The following is an 18315-nucleotide window of genomic DNA, read 5'->3' as shown; positions in this document are numbered from 1 at the left end:
TCACCGGCCCGTCGCCTGCAGTCCGGCGGTGCGCAGGCCGCCGGGGAGCTCGGTGCGGCCCCGTACGCCGAGCTTGCGGTAGACGTTGGTCAGATGCATTTCCACGGTCCGGGTGGTGATGAACAAGGTCTCGGCGATCTTCTTGTTGCTCGCTCCGTCGCGGGCCAGGGCGGCCACGCGGCGCTCGCCGCCGGTGAGGGAGTCGAGGGGGCTGGCGGCGAGCTGCGGCATCCGTCCGCCCGCGGTGACCAGTAGTCTGCGCGCGATGCCGGCGAGCAGGTGGTATCCGCAGTGGGTGGCCCTTTCGATGACGCGGCGCAGGTGACGGCGGGCGCCGTCGGTGTCACCGTGGCGCAGCAGTTCACGGCCGAGCTGGAATTCGGCTTTGCAGAGCTCCAGGCGGGCCGGGGAGGCGGTCAGGGCGTCCACCGAGTCGCCGAGCAGCCGCAGCCGGGTCCGGCCCTCGGCGACGCAGGCCGCGGCGAGCAGGCCGAGGCCGAGGGCGCGGGAGGTGCCCCAGCGCCGGATGCCCGGCTGGGCCTGCTCGACGACCTCTGCGGCCTCGGCGGCCCGGCCGAGGCGGGCGAGGGTGGTGGCGGCGGGCAGCCACCAGGGGGCCAGGAGCGGGTTGGCCACGCCTGCTGCCTCCAGGCTGCGGCCGCACCGTCGCCACACCGCCAGGGCGCCTTCCAGGTCGCCCTGTTCGCGCAGCGCCCGTCCCCGGGCGTAGAGGTAGTGGTGCCACTCGAACAGGCGGCGCTCGAGCGCGACGTCGGTGCGTACGAGGCGGTCCAGCACGACGCATGCCTCGGCGCTCCGGCCCGCGGAGACCAGGGCGCTGCCGAGGGCGATGTGGGCCATGGGCACGGGACCGCCCTGCCCGTCCCGCTCGGCCAGTACGAGGGCGGCCTGCGCCTGCCGCAGGGCGCCGGCGATGTCTCCGGCGTCGTGGAGGGCGACGGAGCGGCCGGCCAGCGCCGGGACCCGTACCCTCGCGCCGTGGCGGGCGAGGCCGCCGGCGCAGAGGCGCTCCATGCCGGCCAGCGCATCGTCGACGGCGTCCGCCAGACCGAGCACGGTGGAGGGGCCGAGGACCCACCAGCCGGCGGCGGGGGCCGCGTCCTCGACCCGTATCGCCCGGCGGGCGAGGGCGGCCACCTCACCGGCCGGCCTGCCCTCCAGGCAGGCCATGACGCTCGTGGCGGCCAGCAGCTGGCGCTCGGCGGGGCTGTCGCCGTGCGGAAGCGCCCAGGTGAGGGCGCGTTCGCGGGCGGCGGACATGGCCGTCGTGTCGTTGAGGGCGGTGAACAGGAGAGCCGAGGCGACGGTGGTGCGCAGTTCACGGTCGGCGGGCCCGAGGTCGGTGCCCAGGCGGCTGTCAAGGGCGTCCAGGACGTCTCCGAGGGTGCGCGCCGCGTGGGCCGCCTGGCTGGTGCCGGCGGCCGAGAGGCCGTAGTCCACGGCGATGGCGGCCTTCTCCCGGGCGTCCGGGGCGGCGGCGAGGGCCTGGTGCAGGTGCCGCAGCGCAGAGGCGGGTGCCGTGGGGGCGCAGGCTCGCGCCAGTTCCCTGTGGACGTCCTTGCGTTCGGCAACCGTGAGCTGTGCCGCCAGGGCGCGCCGCAGGCAGGCGACCACGTCCTTGGTGGCGGCCCGGCCGGGTGACTCGGCGATGGCATCGCGGAGCACGGCGAGCATCCATGGTTCGTCGATGCGGTCCAGGAAGACGAGTTGGCCGACGACCTCGGCCGCGGGTCGTCCGGCGTCGTTGAGCAGCCGGGCCGCCCGGGCACGCAGGTCGTGCAAGGTGCCGGCCGGCAGGCCTGCCAGGACGGTCCGGCGGAGGGGTTCGCGCATCACCGGGCCGCGGCCTGCGGGGGCGACGGCCTCGAACCGGCGCAGCACGCCGAGGGCGGTCTCCACATGCCGGGCCGGGGCGCCCGACAGTGCGCCCAGCAGGTCCGGCTCGGCACGGCCGAGGACGGCCAGGGCCGTGGCCACCTGCTGTACGGGGCGGGGCTGGACGGCCAGGAAGTCCGGGATCAGCGAGGCGAGGATGCCGCGGTAGACCGTGCGCAGCCGGCGCAGGCCGCCGCGGTCGGGGCGGATCCCGGCCGTGCGCAGCCCGGCGAGCAGCCGCCCGAGCAGCTGCGGGTTGCCGCCGCAGATCTCCGCGCAGCGCCGGGCGAAGAGCGGGTCCACGGGGCCGCCCAGCACCCGGCCCGTCATCCGGCCGGTGCCGGACTCGCTCATCGGCCCCAGCTCCAGCAGTGTGCAGCGGTCCTGGGCCAGCAGTTCGGCGAGGGCGGCCGTGCCGGGGCCGTCGCTCTCCGTGCGCTGGGCGAGGAGGACGAGAAGGGGTTGTGCGGCGGCTCTGCGCAGGACGAAGCCGAGGCAGCGCAGAGACGTTTCGTCACACCACTGGGCATCGTCGAGGACGATGGCGAGCGGGCCGTCGGCCAGCAGTCGGCGGACTTGGCCGTAGAACCGGAGGCAGTTCGCGTACAGGTCGGGTGAGGGCGCGGAGAGGCCCGTCGCCGCGGGCTCGGCGGGGCCGGTCAGCGCGTCGACGACCCGGCCGGGTGCCGAACCGCCGCGGACGGTGCGCACGGTGAAGCCGTCGCCTCGCAGGCGGGTGGCGGCGGCGGCCAGCAGGCTGCTTCTGCCGATTCCGGCCGGGCCCCGCACCAGCAGGGCCTGCGCGGCCCCCGCCCCGGCCCGGCCGGCCTGCCGCAGCACACTGTTCAGTTCGGCGGAGCGGCCGACCAGATCCTGGAATGACTCGTGACGTGCCTCGGTACTGACCGCCAAAGCGTTCCTTTCATGAAGCCTGACGCGACCTCGCACGACGGCCGGCGCGTCGGCAGCCGGCCCTCGCGGGAGCCGGTTTTGCATGATCCAATCGACACGACACTAAGAAACGGGATGGAAGAGTTCCACCCACCTTTGAGTCAGAACGCGGACATTGTGGCCGATTTGCCGCTGGTCGGCGGAGCGGAGGCGGGGAGGCGTGCCCGGTCACTTCACGAAGTCCTCCACGACCTCGGGCGGCCACGTGCCGACCTTGAGCACGCCCATGGAGTACGCGCGGGAGACCAGCGCGGCACGGTTGGGAACCTTCAACTTCCGCAGCAGGCAGGTGACGTGGTACTCGACGCCCTGCCGGCTCAGATAGAGGCGCGAGGCCAGGGGGACGGTGGAGACGCCGGCGGCGATGCCCTCGAGGATGCGGGCGTCCATCTCGGAGAGGATCTTCTTCCGGTTGGTGACCACGCGCGTCTCTTCGGCGTCCCGGGTCGTGGGCATCATGACCAGGATCGCGGTCGTGCCGGGCAGTCCGCCGCGCACCGCGACCGCGGTGAGGGGGACGGTGAAGGGGGGCTCCTCACCGGGGCCCACGGCGATGACGGGGGTGACGAAGCGCTGGTGCTTGCCCTCCAGCAGGTGGGAGAACCGGCGCATCAGCGGCTGCCGGACGCTCGGGTGCACCACGTCGCGGAAGCTGCGGCCGCATATCTCCTCGGACGAGCCGTTGAACTGCCGGAAGAACTCCTGATTCGCCTGCTGGATGGTCAGGGCCCTATCGAGGCTCGCCATGCACAGGCCCGGGTGGTCGGGCTGCTGGTGCGCGTCCGCGTACCGTCCCCGGCTGCCGAACGGCGTGTCGTGAGCCACGGAGCGGGCCGGATCAATGGCGGTAGGGGCTGCATTCGACAAGGGAGCATTCCCTTTCAGAAAATTTCGTAGAGAGTGAAATCAATTGGAGGCTAGTGAGCAGCGAGACCGGTGGTCAACGACCGCCCGGCAGGGCCGTCCTAAAGCTGCGGCTCCGCGGCCATGGTTCGGTACCCGGGCCGCTGTCGCTGCGGGGGTTCGGTACGGTCGAAGTCACGCCAGCACCCCCGGCTTTTGCGCCACGCTTGATGCTCTCTTTCACTCGGCATGCGCGGATTATTGCCCGGCGATTACATGCCGGTAAAAACCCGTCGGTCATTATGCGCATGGGGCCCGCAACCGTTCGCACGGTCACGGGCCCCACGGCTGCGCCGCTCCCCGGCTCAGTCGCCGGAGATCGTGACCGCCTGGACCGGACAGGCCATCGGGACGTCGCGCACGCGCGGGTCGCCCGCCCCGTCCTCGTGGCCCGGGAGCAGGGCGACCACCGCGTCGTCGTCCTGGGTGAAGACGCCGGGCGCGGTCATGACGCACTGGCCCGAGCCGATGCACCGGTCGCGGTCGATGGTGATACGCATGGCCCCGGCCCTCACCAGGTCACGGGGAGCTCGACCGGGCCCTGGGCGTCATGGCCGGCCTTGATGGGCACCTCGCCGACGGGTACGGCCAGCCGCAGGCCGGGGATGCGGGTGAAGAGCGTGCCCAGGGCGATTTCGAGCTCGGCACGCGCGAGGTTCTGCCCGAGGCACTGGTGGATGCCGTGGCCGAAGCCGACGTGGTGCCGGGCGTTGCGCCGGACGTCGAGGCGGTCGGGGTCCTCGTACGCCTTGGCGTCGCGGTTCATCAGCGAGATGGAGACCACCACGGCGTCCCCGGCCTTGATGGTCTCGCCGCCGACCTCGATGTCCTCCTTGGCCATCCGGACCATGTAGTCCGATACGGAGGTGAACCGCAGCAGTTCCTCGACCGTTCCGGAGAGCAGGCCGGGGTCGTTGCGCAACGCGTCGAGCTGCTCGGGGTGTTCGAGGAGCGTGAGGGCGCCGAGCGCGATCGCGTTGACGGTGGTCTCGTGGCCGGCCACCAGCAGGACCAGCGCGATCATGACGACCTCGTTGTGGTCCAGCGCGCCCTCTTCGAGCTGCCGCGCGATCAGCTCGTCCAGCAGGCCGTCGCCGGGATCGGCCTGCTTCTTCTCGACCAGACCGTGCAGGTAGGCGTACAGGGCACCGAAGGCAGCGTCGGCCTCCGACGACGTCGCGGCGCCCACGAAGTCGCGGGAGCGCTCCTCGAAGAAGTCGTGGTCGCCGTACGGGACTCCGAGCAGCTCACAGATGGCCATCGAGGGCACGGGCAGGGCGAAGGCCGACACCAGGTCCGCGGTCGGCCCCTTCGCCAGCATGTCGTCCAGCAGCCGGTCGACGAGATTCTGGATCATCGGGCGCAGCGCGGCCATGCGCTTGACGCCGAAGCTGGGTATCAGCATGCGCCGCTGGCGGGCGTGCAGGGGGTCGTCGACGCCGATCAGCGGGAACGCGAGCCCGCCACGGTCCTCGGTGCGCTGGACGACGACGGGGAAGACCGGGTGGCCCCAGTCGGAGGACAGCCGGGGGTCGGCGAGCAGCGCACGTCCTTCGGCGTGCCCCGTCACCATCCACGCCGGGCGGCCGTCGAACAGCTCCACCCGCGACAGCGGGCCCTGCCCCCGCCCGTCCGCGTAGGCCTTCGGCGGCTGATACGGGCAGGTCCGGTCCTGGGGGAAGGCGAGGTCCGGTGAGGCGGTGGAGCGGATATCGGTCTCGGTCATGTCGTGCCTTTCAAACGATCAGCGGAGCCATCATTCGTTTTTACTGGCGAGTAAATTCAGTCCGTCGGCAAAGCCTTTCGCAGTCCGGTCAACGCCTCGTTCATGCCCGGACCCTGGCAGGTAATTACCGAGGATTCACTGGACCGACGGGGTCACCACGTGACGGGGAGCTCGTGCACGCCGTAGAAGACCATGTCGGTGCGGAAGCGGAGCTCCTCCACGGGCTTGGCCAGGCGCAGGGTCGGGAAGCGGCGGAAGAGGGTCTCGAAGACGATCTGCAGCTCGATCCGGGCGAGCTGCTGGCCTATGCACTGGTGGGCGCCGAAGCCGAAGGCCAGGTGCGGGGCGGGGCGACGGGTGATGTCGAAGCGACCCGGGTCCTCGACGAAGGCGGGGTCGAAGTCGGCGGCCAGGACGTGCGCGACGACCTGCTCGCCCTCGGCGATGCGCACGCCGCCGAGCTCCACGTCCCGGGTGGCGACGCGCTCGCCGCCGAACTGGCCGATGGTCAGGTAGCGCAGCAGCTCCTCGACCGCGTTGCCGATCAGTGACGGGTCCTCGCGCAGCAGGGCCAGCTGGTCGGGGCGGTCGAGGAGCAGCGCCGCGCCGAGGCCGATCATGCACGCGGTGGTGTCGTGTGCCGCGATCAGCAGGGTGCCGGCCGCGTTCATCAGGAACATGTCGTCGACGACGCCGTCGGGGTCCTCGGTGGTGATGAGCGCCGAGATCAAGTCGTCCCCGGGGGCGGCGCGCCGCTCCTGGACGAGCTGGTAGAGCAGCCCGCCGAGCCGCATGCCGGCGGCCTCGGTGGCGGCGGCGTCCTGGTCGACCCGCATCATCGCCTCGGCGATCTCCTGGAACTCCGCCCGCCGCTCGGCCGGAACGCCGAACAGGTCGGAGATCACCATGGACGGCACCGGGTTGGCGAAGGTCTTCACCAGGTCGACCGGGCCGCCCTGCGCCTCGATGGCGTCGAGGTGCTCGTCGACGATGCGCTGGATGTTCGGCCGCAGCGCCTGCATGCGCCGGACGGTGAACTCCTTGGCGAGCAGCTTGCGGTCGGCGGTGTGGTCCGGCTCGTCCTGCCACAGCAGGCTGCCGCGGCCGGGCTTCTGGGTGACGACGCCGTCCCGGGTGTGCAGCGCGTGGGGTACCCGGACGCTGAACGAGGGGTCACGCAGCAGGGCGCGGACCTGCTCGTAGCCGGTCACCAGCCACGCCTCCTGGCCGCTGGTGAAGGTGGCCCGGGTCACCGGGGCGGCCTCCCGGACGTCGGCGATGCCGTCCGGCGGCAGGAACGGGCAGCTGCGGGCCTTGGGGACGGCGGGCGCGGCGGTGGGCTCGGACATGACTCTCCTTGCGCTTGCTGGTGGGAGGGGGCTGCGAGGGGCTCGTGCGGTGGGGACGGTCAGGCGGCGGGGAGTTCGAGGGTCGTCTCGCCGCGCCGGGGTGCGTTCACGAGGGCGGCCATGTTCCCGGAGGGGTGCACGTTGTCGTGCATCATCTGGTGCATGCGCCCGATGTCCTCGAACCCCTCGCAGGCGGACAGGCAGGGGTCGATCAGGCCGGCGCCCACCAGGTTGATGACCTCGCGGCACTCGCGGGTGCCGGCGTAGTGGGAGCCCTGGAGGCGCTTGGAGCGCATCCACAGGTGGCGCAGGTCGACGTCGCCGTTGTAGCCGGAGGTGCCGCCGCAGATGACCACCATGCCGGCGTTGTCGCACAGGTACATCGAGGTCGGCAGGGTGTCCTGGCCGCTGTGCTCCAGTACGATCCGCGGGGACTTGCGCTCGCCGAGGATCTCCCAGACCTTCTTGCCCACCCCGCGGGCGCCGCGCAGGAACCGCGCCGAGGCCTCGGCGTCCCCGGTGTCGGGCAGCCGGCCCCAGTGGTCGAACTCGCGGCGGTTGATGGTGCCCTCGGCCCCGAGGCGGCGGCAGTAGGCGGCGCGGTCCTCGTCGGAGACCACGGCGATCGGGATGCCGCCGGCCATCCGGACGAGCTGAATGGCCATCGAGCCGAGGCCGCCGGCACCGCCCCAGATCAGGACGGGGTCGCCGGGGCGGACCGTGTTGCCCTGCCAGCCGAACAGCTGCCGGTAGGCGGTGGGCCCGGTGAGCAGGAAGGCCGCCGACTGCTCCCACGACAGGTGGGCGGGCTTGGGGTGGCACTGGTACTCGTCGACGCGGCAGAACTGCGCGAAGGAGCCGTAGTTGGTCTCGTACCCCCAGGCCTTGATGCTCTCCGAGACCAGGGGGTCCGTGCCCATCCGGATGTCCTCGGCGGTCTCGTCCCACTGGCCGCTGGTGAGCAGCACGTGGTCGCCTACCTTGACGGAGCGGACGCCTTCGCCGACGGCCCACACCACGCCGGAGGCCTCCGAGCCGCCGATGTGGAAGTCCTCGGGCTGACCCTGGCGCTGCCGCATCCCGATGACGTCGACCGGCTGACCCAGCGAGGACCACACGTTGTTGTAGTTGATGCCGGCGGCCATCACGTAGACCAGCACCTGGCCCCGGCCCACCGCGGGGGTGTCGACGACCTCGGTGCGGAACGCCTGCTTGGGCTCGCCGAAGCGGTCCTGGCGGATCACCGAGGCGTACATCTGCGGCGGGACCTCACCGAGCGGCGGGACCTCACCGATCTCGTAGAGCGCCTTCGTCATGTCTCTCTCCACATATGGTCTGTCCGGTCTGGGGTGCTCGCGGGGTTCGCGGGCCGGGTCATGCGGTCGTTGCGTCCGGGGGCAGGGCGGGGGTGGACGGATCGGTGGCGACGTCCGCCAGCCAGGACTCCACCGCCGCGGCGGTGGTGGCGGCGTGGTCCTCCATCATCGAGTAGTGGTTTCCGGCCACTTCGACGATCGTGTCCACGTGCTCGGGCGGTGCCGCGCGTCCGTCGCCGCCGTCCGCGGTGGCGCCGGAGGGCATGGGCTCGCTCGCCCGGACGAGCAGGGTCGGCGCGGCGATCCGCGGCGCGGCCCAGTCGTCGAACAGGCGCATGTAGCGGCCCATCGCGGTGAGCTGCTCGCCTCCGGACCTCATGAAGTCCAGGCGCTGCGACTGTGCTTGGGCCATGGCGTTGAGCACGTGGCGGTCGAAGGGGATCTCCCGGCTGAAGCTGTCGACCATCACCACGGCGGCCGGGTGCTCGCCCAGGGCCTCCAGGTGCGCCGCCACGCCGTGGGCGATCCAGCCGCCCGAGGAGTAGCCGAGCAGGACGACCGGCTTGCCGCCGGCGCACTCCAGCACGGTCTGCGCGTGCAGCCGGAGCACGGCGTCCACGTCGGAGGGGACGGGCTCGCCCTTCTCGTAGCCGGGGTGGGTCAGTGCCCACAGGTCCAGCCGGTCGCGGAAGGGTGCGGCGAACCGCGCGTACTGGTGCGCCCCGGCCGGTACGACGTAGGGCGAGAAGCACATCAGGGCGAGGGGGCGGTCGCCGTGCGAGAACCGTACGGGGTCGGGCCGCCGGTCCAGTTCCCCGGGCTGCTCGAAGGAGGGCCGGAAGCGGGACGCCTCCATCAGCATCCCCATGGCCTCGGCGGCCGTCCCGTTCTCGCTGGCGTGCTGGTAGAGCTGCACCAGCATGTCGGCGGGCCGCTCCTCCGCGGCGCCGCGGCCGGCGCCCTGGAGCTGCGTCAGCAGGTGCTTGGCGAGCCTGGCGGGCGTGGGGTGGTCGAAGGCCAGTCCGGCGGGCAGCTTGAGGCCGGTCGCCGCGGACAGGCGCCGGCGCAGGTCGATCGCGGTGAGCGAGTCGAAGCCGAGCTCCAGGAACTGCGCGGTGGGCAGTACGTCCTCGGCCGACGCGTGGCCGAGGACCACGGCGCTCTGGGAGCGGACGTGCTCCAGCAGCCGCTCCTCCTGCTCGGCCGGTGCGAGTCCGGCCAGCTCGGTCGCCAGCTCCCCTCCGGCGCCGCTCTCCTCGTCGGCCGCCTGCTCCGCTTCCAGGAGCCGCTGGACGTCCGGCAGGTCGGCCAGCAGCGGGCTGGGCCGTCCGACGGTGAAGGCGGGCAGGAACGTCTCCCAGTCGATCGGGGCGACGGTCAGGGCCGCCTCGTCGTGCTCGACGGCCTGGTGCAGGGCGGAGATCGCGAGCTCGGGGGCCATGAAGCCCAGGCCCCGCTTCTCGCCGCGCTCCCGGACCGCGTCGTCGACCATGCCGCCGCCGGCCCAGCCGCCCCAGGCGACGGAGGTCGCGGTCAGGCCGCGGGCCCGCCGGCGCAGTGCCAGGGCGTCGAGGAAGGCGTTGGCAGCGGCGTAGGAGGCCTGTCCGCCACTGCCCCAGACGCCGGCGCCGGAGGCGAAGAGGACGAACGCGTCCAGCTCGCGGCCGTCGAGCAGCTCGTCGAGGTGGACGGCGCCGGTGACCTTGGAGGCCGCGGCCTCGGCGAACTCCTCGAGGCCGGCGTCGGCCAGCAGCGACGACCGTGCCGTGCCTGCGGCGTGCAGCACCGCGGTGAGCGGGTGCCGGGACTCGATGCCGGCGAGCAGCCGGGCGACCGCGTCGCGGTCGGCGATGTCACAGGCGGCGATGGTGACCTCGGCGCCCAGGGCGGTGAGCTCCGCGTGCAGCTCCTGCGCACCGGGGGCGCCGGGCCCGCTCCTGCTGGTGAGCACCAGGTGCTGTGCGCCTGCGCCGGCCAGCCAGCGGGCGAGGTGGCGGCCCACGCCGCCGGTTCCGCCGGTGACCAGGACGGTGCCGCGGGGCTGCCACGGCTTGGCCGGCTCCGCGCCGGCGGGCCGCGCGCGGACCATGCGCCGGCCGAACACGCCGTCGGCGCGGACGGCGAGCTGGTCCTCGCCGTGCTGGGCGAGCGCTCCGGCCAGGCGGCGCAGCGCGTGCTCGTCCAGTTCCTCGGGCAGGTCGACGAGGCCGCCCCAGCGCCGGGGCAGTTCCAGCGCGGCGACGACGCCCAGGCCCCAGAGCTGTGCCTGGCCGGCGTCGCGCAGGGGGTCGCCGGGCCCGGTGGACACGGCGCCGCTGGTCGCGCACCACAGCGGTGCCCGGACGTCCAGGTCGCCCAGCGCCTGCAGCAGGGTGACGGTCGCGGCGAGGCCCGCGGACAGCGTCGGGTGGGCCGGGTGGAGGCCGGGGGCGAGGCCGAGCATCGACAGGACGCCGGCGGGCCGTTCGCCGCCGAGTTCCTCGGCGAGCCGGTGCGCGGCGTCCGTGCGGTCGCAGTCGACGGGGAGTTCGACGACCCGCACCTTGGCGCCGTGGGCGCCGAGCACGCCGACGACGCAGGGGGCCCACTCCTCGTCCGCCAGTCCGGCGGGGAGCACGGCGAGCCACAGGCCGTCGAGGTCGGGCTCCGGGTGGTCGGTCAGCTGCCGGAAGGAGACGCGGTAGCGCCAGCCGTCCACCGTGGACTTCTCGCGGCTGCGCCGGCGCCACGAGGAGAGCACCGGCAGCGCCGGGCCGACGAGGGCGGCGTCGTCCGCCCCGAGCTCACCGGCGAGCCCGGGCAGGTCCGCGTCCTCCACCAGTTCCCAGAACCGGGCCTCGACCGGATCGGCACCCGCGAGCACCGGGTCGGCGCCCTCCAGCCAGTACCGCTGCCGCTGGAAGGCGTACGTCGGCAGGTCCACGCGCCGTGCGGGACACCCGGCGAAGGGGACCGTCCAGTCCACGTGCACGCCGTTCACGTGCAGTTCGGATACGGAGCGCAGGAAGCGGTCCATGCCGCCCTGGTCCCTGCGCAGCGAGGCACCGGTCACGGCGTCGGCACCGGCCTCCTCCGCGATCTCCTGCACGGCGCCGGCGAGCAGCGGGTGCGGGCTGCACTCGACGAACACCCCGTGCCCGTCGTCCAGCAGTGTCCGCACGGTCCGCTCGAACTCCACCGTGCGCCGGGCGTTGCGGTACCAGTAGTCGGCGTCCAGGGCGGTGGTGTCCAGCACCGTGCCGGTCACCGTGGAGTAGAAGGGGACGTCCGCGGCGCGCGGTGCGACCGGGGCCAGCAGCTCCATCAGTTCGGGGCGCAGGGCCTCGACCTGGGCGGAGTGCCCGGCGCCGGTGGCGCCGCGGACCTTGCGCACGCGCACGCCCTCGCCCTGGAGCTCCGCCAGGAGGTCGTCGACCGCACCGGGCTCCCCGGTGACGGTCAGGGCGGCGGGCCCGTTGACGGCGGCGACCGACAGCCGGTCCCCGTACTTCTCCAGCCGTGCACGGACCTCGTCGGCGGGCAGGGCGACCGCGAGCATCGCGCCCTTGCCGATCAGCTTGGTCAGCGTGCGGCTGCGCAGGGCGACGATCCGGGCCGCGTCGTCCAGCGTCAGTGCCCCCGCGACGTACGCGGCGGCGACCTCGCCCTGCGAGTGACCGATGACGGCAGCGGGCGTCACCCCGTAGGAGCGCCACAGGGCGGCCAGCGACACCATCACCGTGAACAGCGCGGGCTGGGCGACCTCCACCTCCTCCAGACCCGGCGCGCCCGGCTCGGCGCGCAGGACGTCGAGCAGCGGGAAGCCGGTGTAGGGGGCGAACGCCTCGGCGCAGGCCTGCGCCTGCTCGGCGAAGACCGGGGAGCTCTCCAGCAGGTCCCGGGCCATCTCCGTCCACTGCGAGCCGTGGCCGGGGAAGACGAAGGCGACCTTGCCGGAGGCCGCGGCCGTGCCCTGCACCACGGAGTCGGCGGGCTCGCCGTCGGCGAGCGCCGCGAGCCCGGCCCGCAGCTCGTGCCGGTCGCGGCCGACGACCACGGCCCGCTGCTCCAGCTGCGTCCGCGTGGTGACGAGGGCGCGGCCGACGCCGGGCAGGGAGAGCCCTTCGGTGCGGTCGAGGTGGTTCAGCAGCCGGCGTGCCTGCTCGCGCAGGGACCGCGCGGACTTCGCGGACAGCGCCCACGGGACCACGTCCCCGGGCAGGGCCGTGGTGGCGTCCTGCGCCCCGGGGGCCTGCTCGTCCTCGGCGGGCCCGGTCTCCGGAGCCTGCTCGATGATGGTGTGGACGTTGGTGCCGCTCATGCCGAACGAGGAGACGGCGGCACGCCGCGGCCTGCCCCGGTCGGGCCAGGCGGTCTGCTCGGTGAGCAGGCGTACGGTCCCCCCGGACCAGTCGACGTCCGGGGTCGGCTCGTCGACGTGCAGCGTCTGCGGCAGGACGCCGTTGCGGAGGGCCATCACCATCTTGATGACGCCGCCGACGCCCGCGGCGGCCTGCGTGTGACCGACGTTGGACTTCAGCGAGCCCAGCCACAGCGGCTGCCCCTCCGGCCGCTCCTGACCGTACGTCGCGAGCAGCGCCTGCGCCTCGATCGGGTCGCCGAGCCGGGTGCCGGTGCCGTGGGCTTCCACGGCGTCCACCTCGCCCGGAGCCAGCCGGGCGTTGGCCAGTGCCTGCCGGATGACCTGCTGCTGGGCCTTGCCGCTGGGCGCGGTCAGGCCGTTGGAGGCGCCGTCCTGGTTGACGGCACTGCCCCGGACGACGGCCAGGACCTCGTGCCCGTTGCGGCGCGCGTCGGACAGGCGCTCGACCAGGATCAGGCCCGCGCCCTCGGCGAAGCCGGTGCCGTCGGCGGACGAGGAGAACGCCTTGCAGCGGCCGTCGGCGGACAGCGCGCGCTGCCGGCTCGACATCGTGAACGCGGACGGGCCGGCCATCACCATCACGCCACCCGCCAGGGCCATCGAGCACTCGCCGTTGCGCAGCGCCTGCACGGCGAGGTGCAGGGCGGTCAGCGAGGACGAGCACGCGGTGTCGACGGTGACCGACGGGCCCTGCAGGCCGAAGGTGTAGGAGAGGCGCCCGGTGATCACGCTGGCCGCGTTGCCGCTGGGGAGGTAGCCCTCGACGCCGTCGGGCACCTTGAGCGGGCGGGCGGTGTAGTCCTGGTAGCCGGAGCCGACGAACACGCCGGTGGCGGTGGAGCGCACGGTGTGGGGGGCGATCCCGGCGCGTTCGAAGGCCTCCCAGGCGGTCTCCAGCAGCAGGCGCTGCTGCGGGTCCATGGCGACGGCCTCGCGCGGGCTGATCCCGAAGACGGCGGGGTCGAACTCGTCCGCGTCGTGCAGGAATCCGCCCTGGGTGGTGTAGGTGGTTCCGGGATGGTCGGGGTCGGGGTGGTAGAGCGCCTCGACGTCCCAGCCGCGGTTGGCGGGGAAGCGGGAGATCGCGTCGCGGCCGGAGGAGACGAGCTCCCACAGGTCCTCGGGCGAGCGCACCCCGCCGGGGTAGCGGCAGGCCATCCCGATGATGGCGATCGGCTCGTCGAGCACCGCGGCCACGGCCACCGGGGCCGTTGCCTGCGCGTCCTGCCCGCCGGTGAGTTCGGAGAGGAGGTGGGCGGCGAGGTCCGCGGCCGTCGGGTGGTCGAAGACGAGGGTCGTGGGCAGGGCGAGGCCGGTCGCCTCGTTGATCCGGTTGCGGAGTTCCACCGCGGTCAGGGAGTCGAAGCCGAGGTCCCGGAAGGGCCGGCCGGCCTCGACGGCGCCCGCTCCGCGGTGGCCGAGGACGGCGGCGGCGTGCGTGCGCACGAGGTCCACGAGGGTGCGTGCGCGGTCGTCGTGCGACAGCCCGGCCAGGCTCTCGGCGAGCGCGCCGGAGCCGCGGTCCGCCTCGGGGGCGTCCTCTTCGGCGAGCGTGGCGCGCACCTCGGGGAGGTCGCCGAGCAGGGGGCTGGGGCGGCCGAGGGTGAACGGCACGATGAAGCGCGACCAGTCCACGTCGGCCACGGTCACCGTGGTCTCGTCGCGGTCGAGGGCATACTGCAGGGCGTTGATCGCCGATGCGGGGGTCATCGCGCACAGCCCTCGGCGGCGCAGCCGCTCCTCGTCGTCCCCGTCCTCGACCATGCCGCCGTCGGCCCAGGGGCCCCAGGAGACGGCGGTCGCGGTGAGGCCGCGGTCACGGCGCCGGCGCGCGAGCCCGTCCAGGAAGGCGTTGCCGGCCGCGTAGGCGGCCTGGCCGCCGCTGCCCCAGACGCCGGAGATGGAGGAGAAGAGGACGAAGGCGTCGAGCTCCTGATCGCCCAGCAGCTCGTCGAGGTGGGCCGCGCCGCCCGCCTTGGCGGCGAGCGCGGTGGCGAAGGCGGCCGGGGTGGTGGTGTCCACCATGCCGGCGTCGGCCACTCCGGCGGTGTGGAAGACGGCGGTGACGGGGTGTGCGGCGAGCAGGGCCGCCACGGCGTCGCGGTCGGATACGTCGCACGCGGCGAGCGTCACGCGGGCGCCGAGGGCCTCCAGTTCGGCCCGCAGGGTGCCGGCGCCCGGGGCGTCCGCGCCCCGGCGGCTGGTGAGGACGAGGTGCTCGGCGCCGCCGCGCGCCAGCCAGCGGGCGACGTGGCCGCCCAGCGCGCCCGTACCACCGGTGATCAGGACGGTGCCCCGGGGCCGCCAGTGGCGACCGGCCGGGCGGGCAGGGGCGTGGGCGAGGCGCCGGGCGAACACGCCGGAGGTGCGGACGGCGAGCTGGTCCTCCTCCCAACGGCCCGTCAGCGCCTGTGCCAGCACGTCGGCGAGGCGTGCGGCGGCCTGGTCGTCGACGGTCTCCGGCAGGTCGATCAGACCGCCCCAGCGCCGGGGCAGCTCCAGGGCGGACGTGCGGCCCATGCCCCAGACCTGGGTGTGCCGGGCGTCGCGCACGGTGTCGGAACCGCTCACGGCCACCGCGCCCGAGGTCAGGCACCACAGCGGGGCGTCGACGCCGGCGTCGCCCAGGGCCTGGACGAGAAGCAGGGTGGGCAGCACGGGGTCACCGGTGAGGAGCAGCGACAGCACGCCGTCGACCGGCCCGTGCCCGGCCAGTTCCCCGGCCAGCCCGGCGCGGTCACCGGCGGCACCGACGACCAGGGTCTTCAGGACGGCGCCGCGGGCCGCGAGCGCGGTGCGGACCGCGGCGATCTGCGCGTTCTCCTCCTCCGGCACGGCAAGCAGCCAGGTGCCTCCGGGGCCGGAAGGAGCGGTCTCGCCGAGACGCTTCCACGTCTCGCGGTACCGCCAGGTCTCGGTGGCGGACTGCTCCTTGCGCTGCCGCCGCCACGACGACAGCCGCGGCAGCACGTCGCCGAACGCGTCCTCGGGAGCGACGTCCAGGGTCGCGGCGAGGGCCTGCAGGTCCTCGCGCTCCACGGTCTCCCAGAACTCCGCGTCCACCGGATCCGCCACCGTCGCGGCGGCGACCGGCTCCGGCGTCTCCACCCAGTACCGCTCGTGCTCGAACGCGTACGTCGGCAGCTCGACCGTCCGCGCGCCGGAGAAGAAGGCGCTCCAGTCCACCGCGACACCGTGGGTGTGCAGGTGAGCCAGGGCCGTGACGAGGGCCTGCCGCTCGGGGCGGTCGGCGCGCAGGACGGGCACGGTGACGGCCTCGTCCAGGCAGGTCTGCGCCATGCCGCTCAGGACCCCGCCGGGGCCGATCTCGACGAACGTCTTCACACCCAGGTCGTGGAGGGTACGGATGCCGTCGGCGAAGCGGACGGCATCGCGGACGTGACGGACCCAGTACTCGGCCGTATAGGCCTCGACGAGCTGCCCCGTGAGGTTGGAGACGACGGGAAGCTGCGGCTCCTGGAACGTCAGCCCGCGCACGGCCTGCGCGAACTCCTCGAGCATCGGGTCCATCAGCGGCGAGTGGAAGGCGTGGCTGACCTTCAGCCGCGATGTCTTGCGGCCCTGCTCGGCGAAGGCCGCGGCGATCGCCAGGGTCTCCTTCTCGCCACCGGAAATCACCAGCGACGAGGGGCTGTTGACCGCGGCGATACTGACGTCGTCGGTCAGATGCGGCAGCACCTCGTCCTCGGTCGCCTGGACCGCCACCATCGCTCCGCCAGTGGGCAGGGCCTGCATCAGACGGGCACGGGCGGAGACCAGCGTCGCCGCGTCATCGAGCGACAGCACTCCGGCCACGTGCGCGGCCGCGATCTCGCCTACGGAGTGACCGGCCACGTAGTCGGGCCGGATGCCCCACGATTCGAGGAGGCGGAACAGCGCCACCTCAACAGCGAAGAGAGCCGGCTGGGTGCACCCGGTCCGGTGAAGCGTTTCCGCATCGACGTCGACCGGAGCGTCCAGGCGTGCGCACACCTCGTCGTAGGCCGCGGCGAAGACGGGGAACGCCTTGTACAGCTCACGCCCCATGCCGAGGCGCTGCGAGCCCTGTCCGGAGAAGAGGAATCCGGTCTTGCCGCCGGCCGGGCGCCCCAGCAGCACACGGGACGAGGGGGTCCCGGCGGCCAAGTCCTCCAGTCCGAAGAGGAGTTCCTCGTGGCTCTCCCCCACGACCGCGGCCCTGTGGCGCAGGGCCGCGCGGGTCGTGGCCAGCGACAGCCCGACGTCAGCCGACCGGACTTCGCCGCGCACAACGGGCAGCAGCCGGGCCGCCTGGGCCTGCAGCGCGGCATCGCTCTTGGCGGAGAGCATCCACGCCAGGGGGCCGTCGGCAGGAGACCCTGGGGTCTCCTGGTCGAGGGCGGGGGCCTGTTCGATGATGGTGTGGGCGTTGGTGCCACTGACACCGAAGGACGACACGGCGGCGCGGCGCGGGTGGTCCGTCTCGGGCCACTCGACGGCCTCGGTCAGCAGCCGGACGTCACCGGCCGACCAGTCCACGTGCGGCGTCGGCTCGTCGACGTGCAGCGTCCGCGGGAGGATGCCGTGGCGCATCGCCATGACCATCTTGATGATGCCGCCGACACCGGCCGCGGCCTGGGCGTGGCCGATGTTGGACTTCAGCGAGCCCAGCCACAACGGCTGCCCCTCCGCCCGCTCCTGACCGTACGTCGCGAGCAGCGCCTGCGCCTCGATCGGGTCACCGAGCGTCGTCCCCGTGCCGTGCGCTTCCACCGCGTCGACCTGGGCGGGAGACAGCCCGGCGGAGGCCAGGGCCTGCCGGATGACGCGCTGCTGCGCCGGGCCGTTCGGCGCCGTCAGGCCGTTGGACGCACCGTCCTGGTTGACGGCGCTGCCCCGCACCACGGCCAGCACCTTGTGCCCGTTGCGGCGCGCGTCGGACAGCCGCTCCACCAGAATCATGCCGACACCCTCGGCCCAGCCGGTGCCGTCGGCACCGGCGCCGAACGCCTTGCACCGCCCGTCCGCCGCCAGCCCGCGCTGACGGCTGAACTCCACGAAGGGGGTGGGTGTGGTCATCACCTGCACACCGCCGGCCAGTGCCATGGAGCACTCGCCGCTGCGCAGCGCCTGGATCGCCCAGTGCAGGGCCACCAGTGACGACGAACACGCCGTGTCGACGGTGACCGCCGGGCCCTCCAGGCCGAAGGTGTAGGCGATGCGGCCGGACATCACGCTGGCGGAGTTGCCGGTCCCCAGGTGGCCGTCGGATCCGCCCGCCACCCCGAGCAGGAGGTTGACGTAGTCCTGGTAGCCGGAGCCGACGAAGACTCCGGTACGGCTCCCCCGCACCGACTCCGCGTCGATACCCGCCCGCTCGAACGTCTCCCACGTCGTCTCCAGCAGCAACCGCTGCTGCGGATCCATCGCCACGGCCTCACGCGGCGAGATCCCGAAGAAGGCCGGATCGAACTCCCCCGCCTCGTACAGGAATCCACCACGCCGCGTATACGTCTTGCCGGAGGCGTCCGGGTCCGGGTCGTAGATCCCCTCCACGTCCCACCCGCGGTCCGCCGGGAACTCCCCGACCGCGTCACCACCCGAGACCACCAGGTCCCACAAATCCTCCGGCGAACGCACCCCACCGGGGTACCGGCACGCCATCCCGACGATCGCGACGGGTTCCTGGTCCTTCTCCTCGGCCTCGCGAAGGCGCTCCCGGACCTGGCGCAGGTCTCCGGTGACGCGCTTGAGATACTCGAGGAGCCTGTCTTCGTTGCTGCTCATCCGCCCCATCCGTCCTCGGCTGTCGTTAAAGGTAGAGCGCCAAGA

Annotated in this window: 7 protein-coding genes; all 7 read right to left on the bottom strand. The window is 73.4% G+C overall.

Annotated elements, in window-relative coordinates:
• The 7 genes from FGW37_RS32715 to FGW37_RS32685 all read right to left on the bottom strand — a co-directional run bounded on the left by FGW37_RS32715 (position 1) and on the right by FGW37_RS32685 (position 18270).
• Positions 1 to 2808 carry a helix-turn-helix transcriptional regulator gene (locus tag FGW37_RS32715; RefSeq protein ID WP_179084387.1) on the bottom strand — a complete coding sequence of 936 codons (2808 nt, stop codon included), beginning with the start codon at positions 2806 to 2808 and terminating at the stop codon, positions 1 to 3.
• 207 nt (positions 2809 to 3015) lie between these two features.
• Positions 3016 to 3672 (bottom strand): LuxR C-terminal-related transcriptional regulator, encoded by a 657-nt coding sequence (locus tag FGW37_RS32710; protein ID WP_425506626.1) that lies wholly within the window; start codon positions 3670 to 3672, stop codon positions 3016 to 3018.
• Positions 3673 to 4055: 383 nt separating this feature from the next.
• Entirely contained in the window at positions 4056 to 4250 is a 195-nt protein-coding gene (locus tag FGW37_RS32705; RefSeq protein WP_179084386.1) for a ferredoxin, read from the bottom strand.
• An 11-nt stretch (positions 4251 to 4261) separates the two neighbouring features.
• Positions 4262 to 5476, bottom strand: a complete 1215-nt coding sequence (locus tag FGW37_RS32700) for a cytochrome P450 (RefSeq protein ID WP_179084385.1) — start codon at positions 5474 to 5476, stop codon at positions 4262 to 4264.
• Positions 5477 to 5628: 152 nt separating this feature from the next.
• On the bottom strand, positions 5629 to 6825 hold the full coding sequence (locus FGW37_RS32695; RefSeq protein ID WP_179084384.1) for a cytochrome P450: 1197 nt from the start codon (positions 6823 to 6825) through the stop codon (positions 5629 to 5631).
• Between the two features lie 59 nt (positions 6826 to 6884).
• Positions 6885 to 8141 carry a crotonyl-CoA carboxylase/reductase gene (gene ccrA / locus FGW37_RS32690; protein WP_179084383.1) on the bottom strand — a complete coding sequence of 419 codons (1257 nt, stop codon included), beginning with the start codon at positions 8139 to 8141 and terminating at the stop codon, positions 6885 to 6887.
• A 58-nt stretch (positions 8142 to 8199) separates the two neighbouring features.
• The gene (locus FGW37_RS32685) at positions 8200 to 18270 is read right to left on the bottom strand and encodes a type I polyketide synthase (RefSeq protein ID WP_179084382.1); all 10071 of its coding nucleotides are present in this window, start codon (positions 18268 to 18270) and stop codon (positions 8200 to 8202) included.
• Between the last annotated feature and the right edge of the window lie 45 nt (positions 18271 to 18315).

This window comes from Streptomyces rectiverticillatus (assembly GCF_013394065.1).
Lineage (GTDB): Bacteria > Actinomycetota > Actinomycetes > Streptomycetales > Streptomycetaceae > Streptomyces > Streptomyces rectiverticillatus.
This window is presented reverse-complemented; position numbering and strand designations above follow the sequence as displayed.